Source organism: Pseudomonas sp. SbOxS1 (genome assembly GCF_013416725.1).
Classification (GTDB): Bacteria; Pseudomonadota; Gammaproteobacteria; order Pseudomonadales; family Pseudomonadaceae; genus Aquipseudomonas.
Genome location: NZ_JAAVXC010000012.1, coordinates 75,109 through 96,132 on the forward strand (window position 1 = coordinate 75,109; position 21,024 = coordinate 96,132).

Consider the following 21,024-nt stretch of genomic DNA (forward strand, 5'->3'; position numbering starts at 1 on the left):
GTGGTTGGGAGACTTGAGGTTCTTCACACGACGAGCTCGATCAGGAACGGCCCCGGCCGGCGGTTGGCCATGGCGAACAGTTCGTTGAAACGCTCCAGGGTGTCGGCCCGCGCCGCTTCCACACCCATGCCCGTGGCGATCTGCACCCAGTCCAGGTCCGGGTTGCCAAGATCGAGCATGCTCATGGCGGTCGCACCGGCCGTGGCGCCGACGCTGGCCAGTTCGAGCTGGAGAATGGCGTACTTGCGATTGGCGAGGATCACCACGGTGACGTCGAGACGCTCGCGGGCCATGCTCCACAGGGCCTGCGGCGTATACATGGCGGAACCGTCGGCCTGCAGGGCAACGACCCTTCGACCGGGAGCGGCGACGGCAGCGCCGAGGGCCATCGGCAGGCCGTGACCGATGGCGCCGCCGGTGTTCTGCAGCCAGTCATGGGGTGCGGCATGCCGGGTTCCCGGATAGAACGCATGGCCGAAGGTCGCGGCTTCGTCGACCACGATGGCGTGTTCGGGCAGCAGGACACTGAGTGACTGGGCGACCGCTGCGGAACTCAGCGGGCCGCTGCCGAGTTGAGTTTGCGCAGCGGCCTGGGGACAGGCCAGCGTCGGCGCTGCCAGCTCCTCGGCCAGGCGCCGCAGGGCGTCGGCCAGGTCCTCTTCCGGGCGCGCCAGCACGTGGACCGCGGCATCGTCCGGATAGGGGCGCGAGGGTTTGCCCGGATAGGCGAAAAAATTCGCCGGCGCCGGGGCACCGACCAGGATGATATTGGCGATGCCGGCGAGCCGGGCGCGGGCAGCGTCACCGAAGTAGGGAATCCGCTCGATCTCGAAGCGACCGCGCCCTCGGGGTATGCGCGCGTTCTGCACCGGACAGAAAAGCTGTGCGCCTGTTGCCGCCGCGATGCGCTGGGCATCGGCCATGGCATCCTCTGCCAGGGCGCGACCGGCCAGCAGCAACAGGCAAGGCCGGCCACTGCGCAAGGTGCAGGCGACTTTCAGCAGCGCATCAGGGGATACCCGTGGCGCGGGTATCGCCGGCAATGGCGCGACGACCTGGCCCCCTGCATCCCAGCTGACATCAGAGGGCAGGATCAGGCTGGCGACGCCGCCCGGTGCGGTACAGGCTGCCTGGATCGCCGCCGCTGCGGCAGCACCGACTGCGCTGGCCTCGGTGACGGTGCGCGTCCAGACCGACACCGGACGTGCCCAGCCTTCGACGTCGGCGGTCAGTGGCGTGTCGTACTGGCGATGATGGGTGGCGTGGTCGCCGATGATGTTGAGGACCGGCGAATTCGCGCGTCGCGCATTGTGCAGATTGGCCAGGCCGTTTGCCAGGCCGGGGCCGCAGTGCAGCAGCGTAGCCGCAGGCTTGCCGGCGATGCGCGCATAGCCATCCGCCGCGCCGGTGACGACCCCTTCGAACAGTCCCAGCACGCAGCGCATGCCGGGGACGCGGTCGAGCGCGGCGACAAAGTGCATTTCGCTGGTTCCGGGATTGGCGAAGCAGGTGTCCACGCCACCTTCCAGCAGCGTGCGTACCAGGCTTTCGGCACCATTGATTGGCGCGCAAGCGTTGCTCATCGTGTTTTCCTCTTGGACTTGTTGTTGTAGGCGAGGTCGTTCGTAGGGCGAGTATGGGGGATCGGGCGGGCGCGTTCGTTCCGGATTCCAGCGGTCGATGAAGCGCGTCTAACCCTTTGAAAATACGTGGGTTATTGGGTTATTTCGGAAAGCGTATCCGCGACACCTCCGGATAAGCCGACACCCACTCGGAAGGAGGGGGGTGAGGAGTCAAGTCGAGCCTCTACGGTATGGGCCTGGAGCCTCACGCCAGAGAAGCGGAGGTCGTCAAAACCAATACCTGGAGAACCCTTGCGATGCTATCGATGGCCTTCAATACCACCCGTTCGATCATCATCGAGCGTGGTGCCGCCACCCGTCTTGCCCCCCAGGTGCTGAACCTGGGGGCCAGCTCCGTGCTGCTGGTGACCGACGCGGGCGTCATGGCCGCCGGGTTGCTCGACCCGGTGCTGAGCGGTTTTGCTGCAGCGGGCGTGCCGGTGCGGGTATTTGCCGAAGTACTGGCCGATCCGCCGGAGTCGGTGATCCTCGCGGCGGTTGAAGCGGGCAAAGAATGTGGCGCCGATTGCGTGGTGGGATTCGGCGGCGGCAGTTCGCTGGATGCCGCCAAGCTGGCTGCGTTGCTGTTGCGCAGCGGTGAGGCGTTGACGCAGATCTATGGCATCAACCAGAGCAAGGGCGCACGCCTGCCGCTGATCCTGGTGCCCACCACTGCCGGTACCGGCTCCGAGGTGACCGCCGTCTCGGTAGTCACCACCGGTGCCGGTGAGAAGAACGTCGTGATCTCGCCAACCCTGTTGCCGGATCTGGCGGTACTGGATGCCGAGCTGACGTTGGGATTGCCAGCGCCTATCACTGCCGCGACCGGTATTGATGCCATGGTCCATGCGGTTGAGGCCTACACCAGCCGTCACCTGAAGAATCCGCTTTCCGACTGCCTCGCCAAGGATGCCTTGCGCCTGCTCTGCGGTAGCCTGCATCAAGCCTGCCACGAGGGAGCGGACCTGGTCGCCCGGGAAAACATGTTGCTGGGTGCGTGCCTGGCCGGCATGGCCTTTGCCAATTCGCCGGTGGCTGCGGTGCACGCCTTGGCCTACCCGATCGGCGCACGTTTCCATGTGCCGCACGGGGTGTCCAACGCGCTGGTGCTGGGTGCAGTGATGCGTTTCAACCTGGAGGCGGCAGCGCCGCTCTACGCGCAACTGGCCGGGATCGTGCTGCCGAACGTGACGGGTAGCGAACACCAGAGAGCACTCGCCCTGGCCGATCATCTGGGGGGCCTGGCCGGTGAGCTGAAACTGCCAACCCGTTTGCGCGACGTGGGCATCGGCGAGGCCGATATCCAGGGCCTGGCCGAGGATGCGATGAAGCAAGCGCGCCTGCTCGGCAACAACCCGCGCACGGTCAGCCTGGCCGACGTCGTGGCCATTTACCGGGAGGTGCTATGAGCAGCAAGGCCTACCGTCCCCGACGCGAAGACTTCCGGCGCTTCTACACCCTCGGCACACGCTGGGGAGACCACGACTCCTATGGTCATGTGCAGAACATTGTCTACTACTCGTTCTTCGATTCGGCGATCAGTCATTTCCTGGTGGAGCAGGGCACCCTGGACATCGACAGCAGCCCGGTCATCGGCCTGATCGTCGAGTCGAGCTGCACCTTCTTTTCACCCATCACCTTTCCCGACGTGGTGACGGTGGGGTTGCGCATCAGCCATCTGGGCAACAGCAGTGCGCGTTACGAGCTGGGCATTTTCCGCAACGAGGAGCCGGAGGTGTCCGCGCTGGGCTATGTCGTCTATGTGTACGTGGATCGCGCGAGCAACGTCTCGGTCGCCATGCCTGAAGGGGTGCGGGAGGCGTTGCGCCGGCTGGCCGACTGATGCGTTAGAGAACCGTGCGTGACAGGTCGATCCCCCTCGACAAGTGGGGGCGGCCCTTTGCCGGTCTGGTGAAAACGCTGTCCGGGGAATTATCCATCTACGGCTGGCCGGGCTTTTCTATCAGGCAAACAACTGACAGTTGAACTCAATACTTCGAACAGATTCACAGTTCAAAAAAGCAGCATATTTTTCCTGCGCTGGATTATGGAAGTGATTCTCCATATCTGACGGGGTCAGCCAGTGCCCGGTAACAATCCAGAGGTTGGAGTTGCAATGGCTTTGTACCGCTGAGTATGAGAGACAGCCTGAGGAGTCGCGCAGGGAACCTATCATTTCCCGTAGCATGAGGCCGACAGCCTCTACCTGGCCAGGGGCAGCATGAATGGTTACCGTGTTGGTTGCTGCTATAAACATGGTTTATTGCTCCACGCAAAATAGATACGGTGCACGGCCATAAAGGGGTCTTGGATACATTGCGCACTAGACACATGGGCAGGTTAGTGCGCTGAGTGATAAAGCTCGACATCCAATAAATAAAAAAAGAAGAAGTCCAATGTATGAAATTCATCTGATTGGGCCCTTTATTCTTGAAGTCGGACTCGTGGGATGCCGGCCAATGCACTCATGACCGTACATCCAGAGGATCAACGACAAAGGAAGCCATGAGGGCTGGTGGCACCACTCTGCCGAAAGGTAGTGCCATTTCGCGCCGACGCCGCCTATACTTCATTTGACGGAATAAATCCTTCAAGTGACGGAGGCATGATGAGCACTTCAGCAGTGGAGAGGCGCCACGAGAAACAGAAAGAAGCGTTACGTAGCGTAGGCGCCAACGAGTTTTGGGCTTTCAGCGCCTGCCGATACTCACTCAACGAATCAGAACGACTGCGCCAGATCAAGAGCGGATTTCCTGCCCATCTCTTCCTGGCCATGCGCCACACCTTCAACCTGCAAGATCCCGGTTTGGCGCTTCTACTCAATGCGTCGATCTCCACACTTGAGCGGCGTGTGCGGGAGCATCAATCCCTTGATACCGTTGCGTCCGAGCGCCTGGATCGCATTGCTTCCGTTTCCCTACAGGCTGAAGAGGTCTTCGAGGACCGGGTTGCAGCTGCGCAATGGTTGTCGAAGCCGAACAAAGCCCTTGGTAACAATGCACCGATTCTGCTCTGCGAAACTGAAATCGGTGCCAAGCAAGTTCGCCGTGTCCTGCACGCATTAGAGTGGGGCGGGGTCGCTTGATGCGGGTGTGGCGAATAGCGAAGGAGAAGCGAGCGACCGACCTGTCCGGCAAGGGCGCGGCAATCGAGGGTGGGCGATGGAACGATCAGGACGTGCCTGCCGTATACATGGGCATGACACCGGCCATCTGTTGCCTGGAAACCTTCGTGCATGCGGTTGGCGAGCCGACCTTCCCATTGAAAATCACCTGTTTTGAGCTGCCTGCCGAGGTCTCGCTGTACCTGGAAGTTGAAGCGCTGAAGCTACCTGATGGGTGGGCGAGTCTGCCTGCCGACCGCCCAAGCATGGACTTCGGTACCGCCTGGCTGAAATCCAACACTCACCTGGGCTTGATCGTTCCCTCTGCCATTTTGCCATTGGAACGCAACATTGTGATTAACCCAAATCACCACGCGGCGAGCCAGATCAAAGTGGTTGAGGTTTACGATTTCATGTACGACCCACGAATGTTCCAGGTCGGCAAGTAGTTCTCAGGACAAATCACCTTTCATCGATTTGTAGAAGGATGTCACGCAAGCGATCGAGCGCAGGATCAATATCAAGCGTCTCGATGGAGCCGAACCCCATCAACAAACCATTTTTTGGGGCTTGTTGATAATAAAACCCCTCAATTGAGTACAAACCTACCTCGACCTTCCTGGACAACTCAATCAGCAGCTTGAGATCGATCGGATGTTTGAAAAGCGCCGCGATGTGAAATCCGGCCGTTGTGTGAATGGCCTCAAGCCAGGGAGATAAATCGCCATTGAGGCGGCTCAAAATGCGTTCACGGCGCCCGGCATAAATGCCATGGCATCGACGAATATGCTTTTGCAATTCGCCGTCGGACATAAACCTGGCCAAGGCCCACTGTGGCAACGTTGAAGTGTGCCAATCCATGAATTGCTTGGCCTTCATCACAGCTTCCAGAATCGCGGGCGGAAGTACTGCGTAGCCAAGTCGAAGCTCTGGAAGCAGGGTCTTTGAAAACGTTCCCACAAACGCAACGATTCCACGCTCATCCATGCTTTGCAGGGAATCGGTAGGGAGCCCTTCGTACCTGAATTCGCTGTCGTAATCGTCTTCAATAATGATGGCGCCAAGCGCTTCAGCGCGATGCAAAAGCGCGGTACGTCGCGCAAGGCTCATTGGCATACCCAGCGGAAACTGATGAGCCGGCGTGACGTAAATCAACCGGGTATGGTCCGGAATGAGCTCTACGCGCATACCTTCCTGGTCTACGGGTACTCCAACAACCGTCGCGCCGTGCGAAGCGAACAACAATCTGGCAGGCGGGTAGCCTGGATCCTCAACGGCTACAACGCTGCCTTTCTCAAGAACCACGCGAGATATCATGTCCAAGGCTTGCTGTGTTCCGTTGCAGACAACCACGTCGTTGTCCTGACAAACCACCCCTCTGCAGAAGGCGATATGCTGGGAAATTGCGCTTCGCAGCACGGGCAGTCCTTCGCAATGGCTGTAGAAGCCGATGGAGCGTTGCATTTGGCGCAAGGCGTATTGAACGCACCGGCGCCATTCATCATGGGGAAACTGGCCTTTGCTGGTTGCCCCGCCGACAAACTCACGTTTCACGGTTCCTGTGAGAGTTGGATCAGGCAGGGGAGACTGGAGTGCTCGCCAAGCATCGATCCTGTCGGCGCTGGCGAGCTCGCAGGCATTTTGCTTACGCAAAGTCTTCGAAGGGCGCGCATTGACATAGGTGCCCTTGCCGACCCGGCCAATCAGGAAGCTTTCGTAGGTCAGTTGGGCGTAGATGTCAGAAATGGTCTTGCGTGAAATGCCTAGCTGCTCTGCAAGCAGCCGTGTCGGCGGCAACTGCATGCCTGCTGCCAATCGGCCGCTTTCGATCGCTTCACGCAGTTGTTTATACAACTGACCCGCCAGATCTTTACGGCCATTGATGACAACATGTAGTTCCATTGCGATCAGCTCACGCAGTATTGATTGAAACGCAGCTCTCTTGATATCCCACGAGAGCTGCACACCACAGCCTGGAACCATTGGATCAATTATAGCTAGCTGCTTTTAGCGTTGGGCTCGACATCAGACTTCGCGGTATTCTGGTTGTCGTTTTTTGTTTTTTCTTGCGCGGCAAGCGCTTGTTGTACGCGAACTTCATTTCTCTCGAATACTCTATCGGCGCCGCCTTCGGCGAAGGCCATGGAACTCAATGCGGACAACAACAAAGTACATGCGACGATCAGCTTCTTCATGGGAATGCCTTCCAGGTAGAGCCACGGCATGTGGCTTGAGGTTTCAGGCTATTCAAATGAAAACGTCCGTTAAACATCCAATGTTCAAAGAAAGTTACTGACCAATTTTTTCATGGGTAAAACAGATGTCGATTTAATCAAGGCGCCGGAAGGTGGATGGGATGAAGGCGAAGATCAGCAGGTCAATGGCCTGCTTTTTTTTCTGAATATTGGCGGTGGCCTGCGCTTGCAGGACACCCTACATTCTTGACACAACTGAGATGGAGCCACCTGATGGAACCTCGACTGGATTACTACGCAGCGTCACCCCGGGCGATGAAAGCGATGATCACCCTGGAGGCCATGACCAGCCATTTGAGTATTGAAGAACCTCTAATGCATCTGATCAAAATTCGCGCCTCGCAACTTAACCACTGTGCGTTTTGCACCGACATGCATTCGATCGACGCGCGCCGACTGGGCGAGTCTGACCGTCGCTTGTTTTCGATTTCCGTGTGGCGTAGTAGTGACTTCTTCAGCCCCCGTGAAAAAGCCGCCCTTGCCTGGACAGAAGCACTCACCCAATTGACCGGCAGTGACGTATCAGACGAAGTGTACGAAGCGTTGCGGGCCGAATTTACCGAGGCAGAGATGGTCGACCTGACCATGGCGATAAACGCCATCAGCAGCTGGAACCGCCTTGCCGTCAGTTTTCGGCAGAAACCGAGCACCTGACAGGACGCTTCATGAAAATACTGCTAACCAGAGGAGTGCGTACATGAAGCTGCTGCACGTCGATGCCAGTCCAAAAAGCGAGCGTTCCAATTCGCGAGCGCTAGCCCGCCACTTTGTAGCGTGCCTGCGCGAGCAAAAGGTAGCGCTCGATATCGATTACCTGGATCTGGCGCAAAATCCGCCAGCGCACATCGACGAATCGTTCACCATCGCCGCGTACACGCCTAGTGTGCAGCGCACGGCCGCGATGGAGCAGGCCCTGGCTGCGTCCACAGCGTTATGTCAACGGGTGCTGGATGCCGATGCCTTCCTGTTCGCCATGCCCATGCATAACTTCTCTTACCCTTCGGTTTTCAAAGCGTTCATAGACAACATCATTCGAGCCGAATTGACTTACGTCGTCGGCAGTTCAGGTCAATACATCGGTCTATTGACCCAACAGAAAACCCTGTTCATCACGACCCGAGGCACCGACATGCGTGCGGGAATGCCGCTGTCGGATATGGATGCACTGACCCCATCCCTCAAAGCGGCATTCGGCTTCATAGGTATTCAAAACCCTGAATTCGTCAATGCACAACCTACGCAATTTGCAGCAACCGAAGAACGTGAAAAAGCGTTGCAAAGAGCCCGTATCCAATTGTCGGACGTGGCTCGCAAGTGGGCGAAAGAACAGATATCGAGTTGAGCACGAAAAAAGCTGCGCAACACCGGTAAGTAAATCGACGCCACCATCGAAGGGCAGATCCACGAACGTATGGAAAGGGCTGAGGTATCGTACTCGCAGTGCTCCGTTTCGAAGTACGAACCTCAGCTTGATGCTTAACCCTCGGTCAGCTTCTTCAATCGATAGGCCAGCGCCGGGCGCGTTATGCCAAGCAGCCGGGCGGCTTCCGATACGTTCTGATTCGCTCGATCCATGGCACCCTGTAGCAGTTGTTGTTCCACATCATCCAGGCTCACCCCCAGGTCGAGGAGCCTGTCCACCCAATCGTCTGCAGGCTCAAGTTTCTGGCTGACCAGATTGCCATCGCTCGACAGCCCGATGCTGAGTGCTTCTACCGACAGGTGCGGGAAGAGCGCCTCCACCGAGATGGTTTTGTTGTTGTCGGTGATGATCACACCACGCTCTATCAGGTTTTCCAGCTCACGAATATTGCCCGGCCAGTCATAGCGCAGGCACGCCTCGTTGGCCCGATCAGACAGCCCGAGGGTCTTTTTTTCGTAGCTCAGGTGCAACTTTTCCAGGAAGTGCTCAATCAGGAGCGGGATGTCTTCGCGACGATCGCGCAGTGCCGGAATTCGAACCGGATAAACATTCAGGCGGTAGTAGAGGTCGGCTCGAAATCTGCCATCCTTTACCGCCTGGCCAAGGTCTTCGTGCGTCGCTCCGATCACACGTACGTCGACACGTCGAGTCTGGCTATCGCCCACCCGTTCGAGCTCACCCTCCTGCAGCACCCGCAACAAACTCGCCTGGGCACGTGGCGTGAGCTCGATAATTTCATCGAGAAACAGCGTGCCCCCATGTGCCCGCTCGAAACGGCCCATACGCGATTGTTGTGCACCGGTATAAGCACCTCTTTCAACGCCAAACAGCTCAGCTTCTATCAGGTCAGGGCTGATGGCTGCGCAGTTCAAGGCAATGAAAGGGCCTCCCGCACGCTCACTGCGCAAATGCAGGCTACGGGCGATGACTTCCTTGCCGACGCCCGTTTCACCCAGAAGCAACACGGATGCTTTCCCGGGCGCGACCTTGTCGATCAGATCGCAGGTCTTGCGGTAATTGGCTGATTGACCAATCCCGTAAAACTGACCGGCACGCAGCTGCAGGCGTTGATTCATGTTGTCGACTTGAAGCTGCAGGGTGCGCAACTCATCGATGATTGGATCACTCTGGAAGTAGCGCATGAATGTATCGGCGTCCTCCCACTCTTCAGCGGGCTTGCCGATGATGCGACACACGCTGTCGCCACAGCCGCGGCAGCTGACTTCCTTGTAGATGATCTGGCGGCCGATGAAAAATGACGAATAGCTGATCGCGTACCCGAGCAAGGTCCAGCAGATGGGTTGTTCGGAATGCAGTTGCTCGCCCTGGTGGTTCTCGACCTCGAACGAGTCGATCCATTCGATATCGGCGTAGAAGGTTCCTGCCTCGATATCAATGTCCATGACGATCGGACGCACCTTGACCATGCCCTTGAGCGAATGCAGCTGAGGGCCTATCAGGAACATGTCGATGTCACTGCTGTTGGGGCGCAGTTTGCGGGCCAATTCGGCATCTTTCAGTCCGGACTGGTAGCCCAGTCGAAGGAAAAAACCCTTCGCACGCTCTTCGCCAATCGTCTCGATCAGCTCCCGACGGAAGGACGCCATCGATGAGGCCTGCATCAGCAGCATCCGCTGTTCATCAAGCCAGATTTTGCCTTCACTGCCGAGGAAGTGAATGCGATCGGTCAGGTCCTTGAGCAGCACTGAGTGCTCCGAGGCTCGGTATTTCATGGTCATGCACACGCACCCCTAAGTCTTTTTTGTTGGTGGGGATTATTCGGCCCCTTTGCCTTGGCTGGGGCGTAGGGGGGGGCCAGAAGCCGAACTCTTGCAACTTGCGTTCCGCAAAAAAATTCAGTTCCAGAGCGTCCTGGAACCTGCCTGGAAGTCACCTCCAGAGCGCTTGATCACAGGGTTAAGGATAACCCTGCACTTGTTGGACATGACTAGCGCCGATTGGTTATTTGCTCAAATCGCAGAGGTGCAGAGTGATCAAATGATCAAATCGTGGAAATCGGCAGTCCCTCAAAAATAACCTCAAGCCTAAGCAATGGAACGCTAAAGAACATCTTAAACTTTTGTTTTATAACGTTTTTACTCATCTGTTCATTTCTCGCAGGTTGGGCTGGCACCGTTGTTGCTCTGTCCCTCTCCATAACAACAGGGGAGCACCCGAGCATGAACCCACCTGGTAGCACGTTCGATCAAATGCCGCGCTACATCCGCGTGCGCAGCAAGCCAGAAGATGCCTTCGTCGAATTCGATTTCGCAATCGGCTACCCGGAGCTGTTTGTCGAGCTGGTGCTGCCGCATCCAGCGTTCAAGCAGTTCTGCGAGAACAACCATGTGCAACACATGGACGCGCGAATGTCCGACGCCCTGGACGCCGATGCACGCAAGTGGCGTTACGGCGAAACCCGCGACGTTGAATAAGCCGCCCACCACCTAAAACAACAACTACAGGAGACCACTCCATGAGTGTCGAGATCAAGACGACGACTGTCGAGACGATCCGCAACACCTTCAGCCATACGCGTCGCCGTTTTGGCGACAAGGTTGCCAGCCGTTATCAGGAAGCCAGTTTCGACCTGGAGTCGGCGACCAACTTTCATTACCGGCCGCTGTGGCAGCCCGACAAATTGCTCAACGATGCCACGCGTACCGCTGTGGTCATGGCCGACTGGTATGCCGTCAGCGATCCGCGCCAGTACTACTACGGTGCCTATGTCCAGGCCCGGGCCAAGATGCAGGAAAACGCCGAGCACGATTACGCCTTCTGTGAAAAGCGCGACATGCTCGGCGGTTTGTCACCGGAGAATATCCAGCTGATCAATACGCTGTTGCTGCCTCTGCGCCATGCGGAGCTGGGCGCCAACATGAACAACAGCAACATCGCCGCCGATGGCTTCGGCACCAGCGTCACGCAGATGCATATGTTCCAGGCCATGGATCGACTGGGCATTGCCCAATACCTTTCGCGCATCGGCTTGATGCTCGATGACGGCGATGTCCTGCTTCTCGCGCAAGCCAAACAGCTGTGGCTGAACGATGCTGCCTGGCAAGGCATGCGCCGCTACGTCGAAGACACCCTGGTCATACGTGACTGGTTCGAATTGACCGTGGCGCAGAACGTCGTCAGCGATGGTCTGGTTTACCCACTGATGTTCCACAAGCTCGACGAGCATCTGTCGGCCAATGGGGCTGGCCAGGTCGGCATGCTGACCGAGTTCATGCGCCTGTGGTTTGCCGAAAGTCAACGCTGGGTGGACGCTCTGCTCAAGACGGTCATCAACGAAAGCCCTGAAAACAAATCGATGGTGCAAGGCTGGATCGATCGCTGGAGCCAGCGCTCGCTTGAAGCCCTGGCCCCATTGGCAGCCAAGGGTCTCGGTGCCGCTGCACTCGACGAAGTACATACAGAGTTCACCGCGCGCCTGAAAAAAATTGGCCTGACAGGAGCTGCCGCATGACTTCCCTCGTCTACATCAACCTGCAAGACACGGATTACGCACGCTCGATCGTGGAAGCAATCAGGGCCGACAACCCCCACGCGGTTGTCCAGCATCAGCCATCGATGATCCGCATCGAGGCCAGTAATCGCCTGGAAATTCATCGCGAAACCATAGAGCAGATCACAGGTACCCCATGGGATATCCAGGAAATGCTGATGTACGTGATCACCCTGGGCGGAAACGTCGAGGAAGAGGACGACAGTTTTTCCCTGCACTGGAACAGCTGAACGCTGCCATCGCGACGTTAGCGTTTGTTCGATAACAAGAATCTGGGAGAGCCATCATGGCCGTGAAAAAACGCCTCAATGCCAAAGAAAAATATCGCTGCATGACTCGTGACCTGGACTGGGAACCCAGCTACCAGACCCATGAAGACATCTATCCACACGAGCGTTTCGAAGGGATCAAGATTACCGACTGGGATAAGTGGGAAGACCCGTTCCGCCTGACCATGGACACCTACTGGAAGTACCAGGCTGAAAAAGAGAAAAAGCTCTACGCGATCTTCGATGCGTTCTCGCAAAACAACGGCCACACCACGCTGTCAGACGCCCGTTATGTCAATGCGCTGAAATTGTTCCTGTCGGGCGTTACGCCCCTGGAGTACCAGGCCTACCAGGGGTTCGCACGGGTTGGTCGGCAGTTCAGCGGCGCCGGTGCACGCATCGCTTGCCAGATGCAGGCTATCGACGAACTGCGTCACGTACAGACTCAGATTCACGCCATGAGTCACTACAACAAGCACTTCAATGGCCTGCATGATTTTGCCCATATGCATGACCGCGTGTGGTTCCTCTCGGTACCCAAATCGTTCTTCGAAGACGCACGCACGGCGGGCCCGTTCGAGTTCCTGACCGCGATCTCGTTCTCCTTCGAGTACGTGCTGACCAACCTGCTGTTCGTACCGTTCATGTCCGGTGCTGCGTTCAACGGTGACATGGCCACGGTCACCTTCGGGTTCTCCGCACAGTCCGACGAAGCCCGGCACATGACCCTGGGTCTTGAAGTGATCAAGTTCCTGCTGGAGCAGCACGAGGACAACGTGCCAATCATCCAGCGCTGGATCGACAAGTGGTTCTGGCGCGGGTACCGCCTGCTGACGCTGGTCGGCATGATGATGGACTACATGCTGCCGAACAAAGTCATGTCCTGGTCCGAAGCCTGGGGCGTGTACTTCGAAGAGGCCGGCGGTGCACTGTTCAAGGACCTGGAGCGTTATGGCATCCGTCCTCCAAAGCATGTCGAAGAAGCCAACATCGGTAAGGATCACATCAGCCACCAGGCCTGGTCGATCTTCTATCAGTACAGCCAGGCGACCAACTTCCACACCTGGATGCCGACCGACGAAGAGTTGGATTGGCTGTCTTCCAAATACCCAGACACCTTCGACAAGATCTACCGCCCACGCTTCGAACACTGGCGTGCGCTGCAAGAGAAGGGCGAACGCTTCTACAACCCGACGCTGCCGATGCTCTGCCAGATCTGCCAGATTCCGCTGTCGTTTACCGAACCTGATGAGCTCACGACCTTGAGCCATCGCAGCGCCACGCATGAGGGCGAGCGTTATCACTTCTGCTCCCAGGGTTGCTGCGACATTTTCGAGTACGAACCCACCAAATACATCCAGGCCTGGTTGCCGGTGCACCAGATCCTCCAGGGCAACTGTGGGGCTGGCGATGTCGAGGGGGTTGTACGCGATTACTACAACATCAATTCCGGCGAGGACAACTTCGAGTACCTGGGCTCCGCTGAGCATCGACGCTGGCAGGACTGGCACCCGAACGATCGAAACAGCGCGCCAGCGACCCCCGTCGACCCGGATCTGCTCAAGACCGGTTGAGCCTTGGCGCTGTGCGATGAGCGGGTGCCCGCGCCCGCTTCCTGATACCTGACAAGAATAAGGACAACATCATGCCCGTGACTGCTATTGGCGCCTACAGCGCCCACCCCCTGGATAGCCAGGACAACTTCAATGGCCTGCAGCTGGTGTACCTGTGCTGGGAAAAACACCTGATGTTCTGCGCGCCGTTCACCTTTCCATTGCCACCGACCATGCCGTTCGGGGCGTTCATCGAGCAGGTGGTGAAATCGTCCATTGCGCAACACCCGGACGCCCCTCGCGTCGACTTCAGCCAAGCGCTGTGGCGATTGAACGATCAGCCTTTCACCCCGGACTACGCGGCCAGCCTGATCGATAACGGCATAGACCATAAAAGCCTGCTGCATATGAATACGCCAGGCTTAAACGGCATTGCCGGCACTTTCAACTGAGGAACCGGCCATGAGCTACCAAGTAACCATCGAACCCACTGGCGAGCAAATCGAGGTGGAGGAGGGCCAGACCATCCTGCAGGCAGCCTTGCGCCAGGGTGTCTGGCTGCCATTCGCCTGCGGCCACGGTACCTGCGCCACCTGCAAGGTCCAGGTGCTCGAAGGTGAGGCAGACCTGGGGGCGGCATCGTCATTCGCCTTGATGGACATGGAGCGGGATGAAGGCAAGGTGCTCGCCTGTTGTGCGATTCCTCAAAGCGACATGGTGATCGAAGCGGATATCGACGCCGACCCGGACTTCCTCGGACATCCTGTCGAGGACTATCAAGCGGTTGTCACCAGGCTTGTGGACCTGTCGCCCACCATCAAAGGCGTCCACCTGAAACTCGACCGGCCAATGGCGTTCCAGGCAGGCCAGTACATCAACCTGCAATTGCCGGGGGTTGAAGGGACGAGGGCGTTCTCGCTCGCCAATACCCCGAGGCAGGCGGATGAAGTCGAATTGCATGTGCGACGTGTAGACGGCGGACTGGCTACGAGCATGATCCACGATGAACTTCACGTCGGTGATGCGGTAGAACTTTCCGGACCATACGGCCAGTTTTTCGTGCGTACGTCGCAAAGCGGCGATTTGATTTTCATTGCCGGCGGCTCGGGTTTGTCGAGCCCTCAATCGATGATTCTCGATCTATTGGAGACCGGCGATACCCGCCAGATTGTGCTGTTCCAAGGTGCACGCAATCGAGCTGAACTCTACAACCGCGGGTTATTTGAAGAACTGGAGCGCGAGTTTACCAACTTCACCTACGTGCCTGCGCTCAGCCAGGCGGCAGACGACGAAGAATGGACAGGATTCAAGGGCTACGTGCATGACGCTGCGAAACAGCACTTCGAGGGACGATTCAGCAACCGCAAGGCGTACCTGTGCGGGCCGCCTGTGATGATTGATTCAGCCATCACCTGCTTGATGCAGGGTCGGTTGTTCGAGCGTGACATTTTCATGGAGCGTTTCTATAGCGCTGCCGATGGAGCCTGCGAAAGCACGAGATCGGCACTGTTCAAAAGGATCTGATTTCACCGCAAACCTAACCGCCAATCCTGCTGGTTTCCCGACGACCAGCAGGGTTGCGGCTGACTATAAAAACAACAAAAGGTCATCATCCATGAAAGCAGCAGCAAAGAAGACTTGCGCGCGTCAACTGTGCCACACCGGTTTAAGTATTCTAGCCGCCACCAGTATTGGGGTTCAGGCCACCGAGAACGGTGGTTCCTCTTATCCCATGGGTTCCGAAAACTATATGTCCGGCGCAATGCCTCCACCGGGCTTGTATTCGCAGTTCTTCGTCAATCACTACGAAGCCGATTCACTGCGTGACAATAGCGGCGACAAAGTGCCGGTGGATTTTCGCGTGCGGGCCAACGCCATTGCACCGCGATTGATCTGGGTAACTGAGCAGCAAGTGTTCGGGGGGAGCCTGGCTTTCCATGCAATCGCTCCACTGGTGGATTTGAAAGTTGAGCTCAACGGGCAATCGCAAAACAAACAGGGCTTGGGCGATATGATTTTTGGTCCGGCGCTGGGTTTTCATCACAGCGAGAAACTTCACAGTATCCTCGCCCTGGACTTTATCGCCCCCACAGGCGAGTACGACAAGAATGACCTGGCCAATCTCGGACGTAACTACTGGGTGATCGAGCCTGTCTTAGCGGTGTCCTATATCGACCCGGACGGACTGAACATAGATGCCAAGACCATGTACGACTTCAACCTGCGCAATAAAGATACCGACTACCGCTCAGGTCAGGAGCTGCATATGGATTACGCCGTAGGTTGGGGGCTGGGTAATGGCTGGGTCGTGGGGGTAGGGGGTTACATTTACCACCAGACCACGGATGACCGACAAGATGGCGAGACGATAAAAAACAATAAAGGCAAGGTATTCGCTATCGGGCCTTCGGTGAAATACACGAGTGATAAGGGATGGTTTCTGACGGCTAAATGGCAGCAGGAGTCCCAGGTACGGAACAGGGCAGAGGGGGACGCTTACTGGGTGAAACTGACTGTACCTTTCTAAATGACCTGTCACCTCAGCCTCGCTATACCGGCAGGTGCCGGTATAGCTGGACTGTGCAACAGCCGTCAGTGCGAATGGCGTGGCTCGCCACCACTTCGGGCGATAACCCGCAAATGCAGGGTGGCTGGCTCCAGGCAGCCGCCCGTTGACAGCTGTCCTACCAATTGCCGGTACAGCTCTTGCCAAGGGGTTTGCGAGGCCGGGATGTTTGGCGTCCACTCGGCGCGGCGGCGGGCCATTTCGGCTTCGTCGACCAACAGGTTCACCGATCTCGCGTTAAGGTCCACGCGCAGGCGGTCGTTGGTTTTCAGTAACGCCAGGCCACCTCCCACAGCAGCCTCCGGCGACATGTTGAGGATCGAAGGGCTGGCCGAAGTGCCGCTCTGGCGACCGTCGCCCAGGCAGGGCAGGGAGTCGATGCCCTGCTTGATCAGCGCTGCCGGGGGCGCCATGTTCACGACTTCGGCACTGCCCGGGTAGCCCACGGTGCCTGCACCGCGGATGACCAGGATGCAGCGCTCATCGATGTCCAGCGCCGGGTCGTCGATCCGGGCGTGGTAATCCTCCGGCCCTTCGAACACGATCGCCCGCGCTTCAAAGCTGTTTTCCTCGCCAGGCTCGGACAGGTAGGTCTTGCGAAAGGCTTCGCCCACCACCGACATCTTCATGATTGCACTGTCGAAGAAGTTGCCGCTGAGCACAATGAAACCGGCGCGGTGCTTGAGCGGCGTTTCAAAGGGGTAGATCACGTCGGCGTTGCTGGTCAGCGTGCTGCTGACGATCTCGCCGATGCTCTTGCCGCTGACCGTGGCGCAGTCTTCGTGCAGGCGCCCGGCTTTTTGCAGCTCATGCATCACCGCCGGTACGCCGCCCGCGCGATGGAAACCTTCACCCAGGTACTTGCCTGCCGGCATGCAGTTGACCAGCAAGGGCACGTCTTCGCCAATGCGTTGCCAGTCGTCCAGGCTCAGCTCGACGCCCATGTGTCGGGCGATGGCGATCAGGTGAGGAGGGCAGTTGCTCGAGGCCCCCAGTGCCGAGGCCACGGCGATGGCATTTTCGAAGGCCTCACGGGTCATGATCTGCGAGGGCCGGACATCCTGCATCACCAGCTCGCAAATGCGCTTGCCGGTGGCGTAGGCCATTTGCCCGCGCTCGCGATACGGTGCCGGAATACTCGCGCACCCCGGTAGCGACATGCCCAGCGCTTCGGCCAGGGCGTTCATCGACAAGGCCGTGCCCATGGTGTTGCAGTGACCCACCGAGGGCGATGCCGCGGTGGTCATTTCCATGAAGCCTTCGTAGTCGATTTCGCCGGCGGCCATCAGGTTGCGCGCATGCCAGAGTACGGTGCCGGAGCCGATCAATTCACCTTTGTGGTAGCCGTCGAGCATCGGCCCGCCAGACAGGACAATGGCCGGAAGATCCGTGGTCGCGGCGGCCATCAGGCAGGCCGGGGTGGTCTTGTCGCAACCGGTGGTGAGTACCACCCCATCGAGTGGATAGCCGTGGAGAATTTCCACCAGCCCCAGATAGGCCAGGTTACGGTCCAGTGCGGCGGTCGGCCGGCGAGACTGTTCGGCGATCGGGTGGACGGGGAATTCCATGGGGATACCGCCGGCATCACGAATGCCGGCCTTGACCCGCTGCGCGAGTTCCAGATGGTGACGGTTGCACGGTGTCAGGTCGCTGCCAGTCTGGGCGATACCAATGATCGGGCGACCCGATTGCAGCTCTTCACGGGTCATGCCGTAGTTCATGTAGCGTTCGACATACAAGGCGGTCATGTCGGCGTGGGCAGGGTCGTTGAACCATTGTTCGCTGCGCAGGCGACGTCCAGGCGTATCACTCATGATTCATTTCTCTCTTGTAATTGGATGAATCGACAATCTTGTGGGGCATCAGCGTGCAAGCAGTCCACGGGCGGCCAGGTTACGCAGCAGGGCACTCACGCCAAAGGTCCAGGGCGTTGCCTCAGAGCTGTGGGTCACCTGGTTGTGCAAACCGCCAAGCAATGGGCTGCTGATACTGACCCGGTCACCCAGCTTGTGGGTGAAACCGCTGCCGACATGATCGCGATCTTCGGTCGGGGCGAACAGGGTACCGAGAAACAGCAGGAAACCATCGGGATATTGGTGATTGGCGTTGAGGGTCTGGCCGGCCAGGTCCTGCGGGTCACGGCTGATCTGGCTCATGGAACTCGAACCGTGCATGCGGTAGCCGTCCTCACCTTGCACCTCAAGGTCGACCACGCAGGCGCGGACATCGTCCAGGCTGAAATGCTCATCGAACAGGCGGATGAAGGGCCCGATCGAGCAGGATGCATTATTGTCCTTGGCCTTGCTGAGCAACAGCGCGCTACGGCCTTCGAAGTCGCGCAGGTTGACGTCGTTGCCCAGGGTGGCGCCGTGAATCTGCCCGCGACTGTTCACCGCCAGCACCACTTCCGGTTCTGGGTTGTTCCACTGCGAACCCGGGTGAATGCCGATTTTGCTGCCGCTGCCGACAGAAGCCAGGACCGGTGCCTTGGTGAAGATTTCCGCGTCCGGACCGATACCCACTTCCAGATATTGGGACCACATGTCCTGTTCGATCAACAAGGCTTTCAAGCGCATGGCCTGCTCCGAGCCCGGTACGATCGAGCGCAGGTTGTCGCCGATCACGCCGTGCACGGTGGCGCGCACGGCTTCGGCCTTGGCAGCGTCACCGCCGGCCTGTTCCTCGATCACACGCTCGATCATGCTGGCGGCGAAGGTCACGCCGGCCGCCTTGATCACCTGCAAATCCAGGGGCGCCAGCAGGTAAGGCCTGGACGGGTCGGCGTCGGGGCCGGTGTTGGCCAGCAGGTCTTCAACACTGGCAATGAAAACACCGGGGGTCTGGCGTACTGCCGCGAGCGGGGCATCGGATTCGAGCAAGTCACTCAAGGTCGCGAAGCGCTCCGACAGGTCGAACACGCCGTCGGCGCGCAGGACGATCGGCGACGGTCCGGCAATTTGTCCTGGCACCCAGGCACGGCCGATCAAGGTACCGGCCACGCCATCGACCGGCAGGGTGTTTTCGGGAGTAAGCATCAGCGACATGGCAATTTTCCTGGTTCGTAAAGGCTTCACGCTAGGGCGCACAGCCGATAAACTCCAATGAGATAATTTCAGTATTCGATAACGTACAGTTATTGCTCGGCGAGGAGTGCCATGTCGGAACTTTCATTCTCCAGCTTTTGCGGATGGCTCAAATTCAGGCATTTGCAGCTGATCGACACCCTCGGGCGCACGCGCAACATGCACCTGGCGGCGCAACAGATGAATCTCAGCCAGCCGGCCATCAGCAAGATGCTCAAGGAAATCGAAAGCCTGCTCGGCTTCGCCTTGTTCGAACGCCTGCCGCGCAGCATGCCGCCCACGGCGCTGGGTGAGCATGTGTTGCGCTATGCGCAGATTGCCCTGAACGACGCGCGCTCGTTCGTCGAACAGATAAGCAGCCTGCGCGAGGGAGGGCATGGCCACCTCAGGATTGGCGGTATTTTCGCCGCCACCGCCGTGGCGTTACCCGAAGCCATCTTGCAGATCAAGGAGCGCTGGCCATTGCTGTCGATCGAGGTGGTGGAGCAAACCAGCAACCACCTGATGAAAATGCTCGAGGAAAAGAACCTCGACCTGGCCGTCGCCCGTTTCACCGATCAAGGCCAGCAGCAGCGCTATGACTTCCAGCCGCTGGCGCCCGAACCGTTCTGCATCGTGGTCAACGACCGTCATCCGCTGGCCGGTGCCGGCCCCCTCACATTGCAGCAATTGGTGGACTTGCCGTGGATTCTCTACCCGGTCGGTACCCCCATTCGCGGGCGCATGGAACTGGCGTTTGCCGAGGCTGGCGTGGGCATGCCGCGAAACACTGTCGATACCATTTCCATGCAGACCTTCCTGCAGGTGCTGCAACGTGGGCCCATGATTGGCATGCTGCCCCATGCCATGGTTGATCCGTTGCTCGAGAGCGGCCAGCTCAAGACCCTGGATACGCCGTTGCACCTGGTGCCCCAGGATTACGGCATCCTTACGCGCAAGGGTGAGCAACTGCTGGGGCCGGCCCTGGAGTTTGCCGAGATATTGAAGGAGAACGCGCGGCTGGCCAGGGATTCGGTGGGTTGAAAACGTTGGGGTTGTGTTTGAAAACTTGGGGTGTACATATCCATTCCTGCGGTAACGGCCGCTTATGGTTTCGCCCTTACGGCGACTCACTTTTTCAAACGCCAAAAAGTAAGCAAAAGGCTTTGCCCCACCACTCGGTGCCTCGCTAGGGCTCGGCATGCCCTCTCTCCGGCATTGCTCCGTGGGTCGCCGCGATGGGCCNNCCCACTGCGCAATGCCTGCGTTCGGCCATCGTGGTTAACGGGGCACCCAGATCAAAAGCTAAAGCGAGGCGGCCTTAAAGCCGACCTGACTTTTCCGGTTACCCCCAACCTGATCGTTCCCACGCTCTGCGTGGGAATGCATCCTGTGACGCTCCGCGTCACCATTGCGCACGGCTCACGTCATGCGTCGTCTGCGGAACACGGAGCGTCCCTGGCAGCATTCCTTTGCGGCGCGTGGGAACGATCACATCGCGGACAGCCCCTGCAATCAGGTCGGCTTTAAGGCCGCCTCGCTTGCGCGTTTGATCTTGATCTGGCTTTTGATTTTCTTGCCCCCTCGAGAGGCTTCGTTCCGGTTCTGCGCAGTGGGTAAACCGGCATGGATGCCGGTTTAGCCGCGCTGGGCCATGGAT

The 21,024-nt window shown here is 58.4% G+C and carries 22 protein-coding genes; 15 read left to right on the forward strand and 7 right to left on the reverse strand.

Annotated elements, in window-relative coordinates; genetic code table 11:
• Positions 1–23: 23 nt before the first annotated feature.
• A complete protein-coding gene (locus tag HFK74_RS15545) occupies positions 24–1,583 on the reverse strand; it encodes an acetolactate synthase large subunit (protein ID WP_180204282.1) in 1,560 nt (519 codons plus the stop codon).
• Between the two features lie 296 nt (positions 1,584–1,879).
• On the opposite strand from HFK74_RS15545, the gene HFK74_RS15550 reads away from it, so the two are divergent.
• Both HFK74_RS15550 and HFK74_RS15555 read left to right on the forward strand, forming a co-directional pair.
• Positions 1,880–3,031: an iron-containing alcohol dehydrogenase gene (locus HFK74_RS15550; RefSeq protein WP_180204283.1), complete on the forward strand. Its 1,152-nt coding sequence runs from the start codon at positions 1,880–1,882 to the stop codon at positions 3,029–3,031.
• Positions 3,028–3,465, forward strand: a complete 438-nt coding sequence (locus tag HFK74_RS15555) for a thioesterase family protein (RefSeq protein ID WP_180204284.1) — start codon at positions 3,028–3,030, stop codon at positions 3,463–3,465. The genes HFK74_RS15550 and HFK74_RS15555 overlap by 4 nt, the downstream gene beginning before the upstream one ends.
• Before the next feature lie 120 nt (positions 3,466–3,585).
• Here HFK74_RS15555 and HFK74_RS15560 read toward each other — a convergent pair whose 3' ends face one another.
• Positions 3,586–3,879 carry a putative quinol monooxygenase gene (locus tag HFK74_RS15560; protein ID WP_180204285.1) on the reverse strand — a complete coding sequence of 98 codons (294 nt, stop codon included), beginning with the start codon at positions 3,877–3,879 and terminating at the stop codon, positions 3,586–3,588.
• A 351-nt stretch (positions 3,880–4,230) separates the two neighbouring features.
• Between HFK74_RS15560 and HFK74_RS15565 the strand changes: the two genes are divergently transcribed.
• Positions 4,231–4,707 (forward strand): antitoxin Xre/MbcA/ParS toxin-binding domain-containing protein, encoded by a 477-nt coding sequence (locus tag HFK74_RS15565; protein WP_180204286.1) that lies wholly within the window; start codon positions 4,231–4,233, stop codon positions 4,705–4,707.
• Entirely contained in the window at positions 4,707–5,174 is a 468-nt protein-coding gene (locus tag HFK74_RS15570) for an RES family NAD+ phosphorylase (RefSeq protein ID WP_180204287.1), read from the forward strand. The genes HFK74_RS15565 and HFK74_RS15570 overlap by 1 nt, the downstream gene beginning before the upstream one ends.
• 13 nt (positions 5,175–5,187) lie before the next feature.
• Here HFK74_RS15570 and HFK74_RS15575 read toward each other — a convergent pair whose 3' ends face one another.
• Together HFK74_RS15575 and HFK74_RS15580 are read right to left on the reverse strand one after the other, a co-directional pair.
• Positions 5,188–6,627 (reverse strand): PLP-dependent aminotransferase family protein, encoded by a 1,440-nt coding sequence (locus HFK74_RS15575; RefSeq protein WP_180204288.1) that lies wholly within the window; start codon positions 6,625–6,627, stop codon positions 5,188–5,190.
• Between the two features lie 95 nt (positions 6,628–6,722).
• Entirely contained in the window at positions 6,723–6,920 is a 198-nt protein-coding gene (locus HFK74_RS15580) for a co-regulatory protein PtrA N-terminal domain-containing protein (protein ID WP_180204289.1), read from the reverse strand.
• Between the two features lie 112 nt (positions 6,921–7,032).
• On the opposite strand from HFK74_RS15580, the gene HFK74_RS15585 reads away from it, so the two are divergent.
• From HFK74_RS15585 to HFK74_RS15595, 3 genes are read left to right on the forward strand one after another with little or no spacing between them, the layout of a single operon-like run.
• Entirely contained in the window at positions 7,033–7,170 is a 138-nt protein-coding gene (locus HFK74_RS15585; RefSeq protein WP_180204290.1) for a hypothetical protein, read from the forward strand.
• Positions 7,171–7,193: 23 nt separating this feature from the next.
• On the forward strand, positions 7,194–7,634 hold the full coding sequence (locus HFK74_RS15590) for a carboxymuconolactone decarboxylase family protein (RefSeq protein ID WP_180204291.1): 441 nt from the start codon (positions 7,194–7,196) through the stop codon (positions 7,632–7,634).
• 43 nt (positions 7,635–7,677) lie between these two features.
• On the forward strand, positions 7,678–8,322 hold the full coding sequence (locus HFK74_RS15595; protein ID WP_180204292.1) for an FMN-dependent NADH-azoreductase: 645 nt from the start codon (positions 7,678–7,680) through the stop codon (positions 8,320–8,322).
• A 134-nt stretch (positions 8,323–8,456) separates the two neighbouring features.
• On the opposite strand, the gene HFK74_RS15600 is transcribed toward HFK74_RS15595, so the two are convergent.
• Positions 8,457–10,142, reverse strand: a complete 1,686-nt coding sequence (locus HFK74_RS15600; RefSeq protein ID WP_180204293.1) for a sigma-54-dependent Fis family transcriptional regulator — start codon at positions 10,140–10,142, stop codon at positions 8,457–8,459.
• Between the two features lie 441 nt (positions 10,143–10,583).
• Here HFK74_RS15600 and HFK74_RS15605 point away from each other — a divergent pair, with 441 nt between their 5' ends.
• From HFK74_RS15605 to HFK74_RS15635, 7 genes are all read left to right on the forward strand, one after another.
• Entirely contained in the window at positions 10,584–10,838 is a 255-nt protein-coding gene (locus HFK74_RS15605; protein WP_180204294.1) for a phenol hydroxylase subunit, read from the forward strand.
• Between the two features lie 41 nt (positions 10,839–10,879).
• Positions 10,880–11,875 carry an aromatic/alkene monooxygenase hydroxylase subunit beta gene (locus tag HFK74_RS15610; protein WP_180204295.1) on the forward strand — a complete coding sequence of 332 codons (996 nt, stop codon included), beginning with the start codon at positions 10,880–10,882 and terminating at the stop codon, positions 11,873–11,875.
• The gene (locus HFK74_RS15615; RefSeq protein ID WP_180204296.1) at positions 11,872–12,144 is read left to right on the forward strand and encodes an MmoB/DmpM family protein; all 273 of its coding nucleotides are present in this window, start codon (positions 11,872–11,874) and stop codon (positions 12,142–12,144) included. Before HFK74_RS15610 ends, HFK74_RS15615 begins: the two co-directional genes overlap by 4 nt.
• Before the next feature lie 56 nt (positions 12,145–12,200).
• Positions 12,201–13,757 carry an aromatic/alkene/methane monooxygenase hydroxylase/oxygenase subunit alpha gene (locus tag HFK74_RS15620; RefSeq protein WP_180204297.1) on the forward strand — a complete coding sequence of 519 codons (1,557 nt, stop codon included), beginning with the start codon at positions 12,201–12,203 and terminating at the stop codon, positions 13,755–13,757.
• A 71-nt stretch (positions 13,758–13,828) separates the two neighbouring features.
• Positions 13,829–14,188, forward strand: a complete 360-nt coding sequence (locus HFK74_RS15625) for a phenol hydroxylase subunit P4 (RefSeq protein WP_180204298.1) — start codon at positions 13,829–13,831, stop codon at positions 14,186–14,188.
• Between the two features lie 10 nt (positions 14,189–14,198).
• Positions 14,199–15,260, forward strand: a complete 1,062-nt coding sequence (locus HFK74_RS15630; protein WP_180204299.1) for an NADH:ubiquinone reductase (Na(+)-transporting) subunit F — start codon at positions 14,199–14,201, stop codon at positions 15,258–15,260.
• A 91-nt stretch (positions 15,261–15,351) separates the two neighbouring features.
• Positions 15,352–16,263 carry a transporter gene (locus HFK74_RS15635; protein WP_180204300.1) on the forward strand — a complete coding sequence of 304 codons (912 nt, stop codon included), beginning with the start codon at positions 15,352–15,354 and terminating at the stop codon, positions 16,261–16,263.
• Between the two features lie 65 nt (positions 16,264–16,328).
• On the opposite strand, the gene HFK74_RS15640 is transcribed toward HFK74_RS15635, so the two are convergent.
• Together HFK74_RS15640 and HFK74_RS15645 are read right to left on the reverse strand one after the other, a co-directional pair.
• Positions 16,329–18,116, reverse strand: a complete 1,788-nt coding sequence (locus HFK74_RS15640; RefSeq protein ID WP_180204301.1) for an IlvD/Edd family dehydratase — start codon at positions 18,114–18,116, stop codon at positions 16,329–16,331.
• A gap of 48 nt (positions 18,117–18,164) precedes the next feature.
• Positions 18,165–19,346: a fumarylacetoacetate hydrolase family protein gene (locus HFK74_RS15645; protein ID WP_180204302.1), complete on the reverse strand. Its 1,182-nt coding sequence runs from the start codon at positions 19,344–19,346 to the stop codon at positions 18,165–18,167.
• A gap of 111 nt (positions 19,347–19,457) precedes the next feature.
• Between HFK74_RS15645 and HFK74_RS15650 the strand changes: the two genes are divergently transcribed.
• The gene (locus tag HFK74_RS15650) at positions 19,458–20,408 is read left to right on the forward strand and encodes a LysR family transcriptional regulator (RefSeq protein ID WP_180204303.1); all 951 of its coding nucleotides are present in this window, start codon (positions 19,458–19,460) and stop codon (positions 20,406–20,408) included.
• The last annotated feature ends 616 nt before the right edge of the window (positions 20,409–21,024 follow it).

Coding starts and splice junctions, on each gene's coding strand:
- HFK74_RS15580 (WP_180204289.1), bottom strand. CDS start 6,920: ATGAAGAAGCTGATCGTCGCATGTACTTTGTTGTTGTCCGCATTGAGT.
- HFK74_RS15620 (WP_180204297.1), top strand. CDS start 12,201: ATGGCCGTGAAAAAACGCCTCAATGCCAAAGAAAAATATCGCTGCATG.
- HFK74_RS15600 (WP_180204293.1), bottom strand. CDS start 10,142: ATGACCATGAAATACCGAGCCTCGGAGCACTCAGTGCTGCTCAAGGAC.
- HFK74_RS15645 (WP_180204302.1), bottom strand. CDS start 19,346: ATGTCGCTGATGCTTACTCCCGAAAACACCCTGCCGGTCGATGGCGTG.
- HFK74_RS15640 (WP_180204301.1), bottom strand. CDS start 18,116: ATGAGTGATACGCCTGGACGTCGCCTGCGCAGCGAACAATGGTTCAAC.
- HFK74_RS15560 (WP_180204285.1), bottom strand. CDS start 3,879: ATGTTTATAGCAGCAACCAACACGGTAACCATTCATGCTGCCCCTGGC.
- HFK74_RS15545 (WP_180204282.1), bottom strand. CDS start 1,583: ATGAGCAACGCTTGCGCGCCAATCAATGGTGCCGAAAGCCTGGTACGC.
- HFK74_RS15650 (WP_180204303.1), top strand. CDS start 19,458: ATGTCGGAACTTTCATTCTCCAGCTTTTGCGGATGGCTCAAATTCAGG.
- HFK74_RS15565 (WP_180204286.1), top strand. CDS start 4,231: ATGAGCACTTCAGCAGTGGAGAGGCGCCACGAGAAACAGAAAGAAGCG.
- HFK74_RS15625 (WP_180204298.1), top strand. CDS start 13,829: ATGCCCGTGACTGCTATTGGCGCCTACAGCGCCCACCCCCTGGATAGC.
- HFK74_RS15550 (WP_180204283.1), top strand. CDS start 1,880: ATGCTATCGATGGCCTTCAATACCACCCGTTCGATCATCATCGAGCGT.
- HFK74_RS15615 (WP_180204296.1), top strand. CDS start 11,872: ATGACTTCCCTCGTCTACATCAACCTGCAAGACACGGATTACGCACGC.
- HFK74_RS15605 (WP_180204294.1), top strand. CDS start 10,584: ATGAACCCACCTGGTAGCACGTTCGATCAAATGCCGCGCTACATCCGC.
- HFK74_RS15575 (WP_180204288.1), bottom strand. CDS start 6,627: ATGGAACTACATGTTGTCATCAATGGCCGTAAAGATCTGGCGGGTCAG.
- HFK74_RS15555 (WP_180204284.1), top strand. CDS start 3,028: ATGAGCAGCAAGGCCTACCGTCCCCGACGCGAAGACTTCCGGCGCTTC.
- HFK74_RS15570 (WP_180204287.1), top strand. CDS start 4,707: ATGCGGGTGTGGCGAATAGCGAAGGAGAAGCGAGCGACCGACCTGTCC.
- HFK74_RS15590 (WP_180204291.1), top strand. CDS start 7,194: ATGGAACCTCGACTGGATTACTACGCAGCGTCACCCCGGGCGATGAAA.
- HFK74_RS15610 (WP_180204295.1), top strand. CDS start 10,880: ATGAGTGTCGAGATCAAGACGACGACTGTCGAGACGATCCGCAACACC.
- HFK74_RS15630 (WP_180204299.1), top strand. CDS start 14,199: ATGAGCTACCAAGTAACCATCGAACCCACTGGCGAGCAAATCGAGGTG.
- HFK74_RS15585 (WP_180204290.1), top strand. CDS start 7,033: ATGGGTAAAACAGATGTCGATTTAATCAAGGCGCCGGAAGGTGGATGG.
- HFK74_RS15595 (WP_180204292.1), top strand. CDS start 7,678: ATGAAGCTGCTGCACGTCGATGCCAGTCCAAAAAGCGAGCGTTCCAAT.
- HFK74_RS15635 (WP_180204300.1), top strand. CDS start 15,352: ATGAAAGCAGCAGCAAAGAAGACTTGCGCGCGTCAACTGTGCCACACC.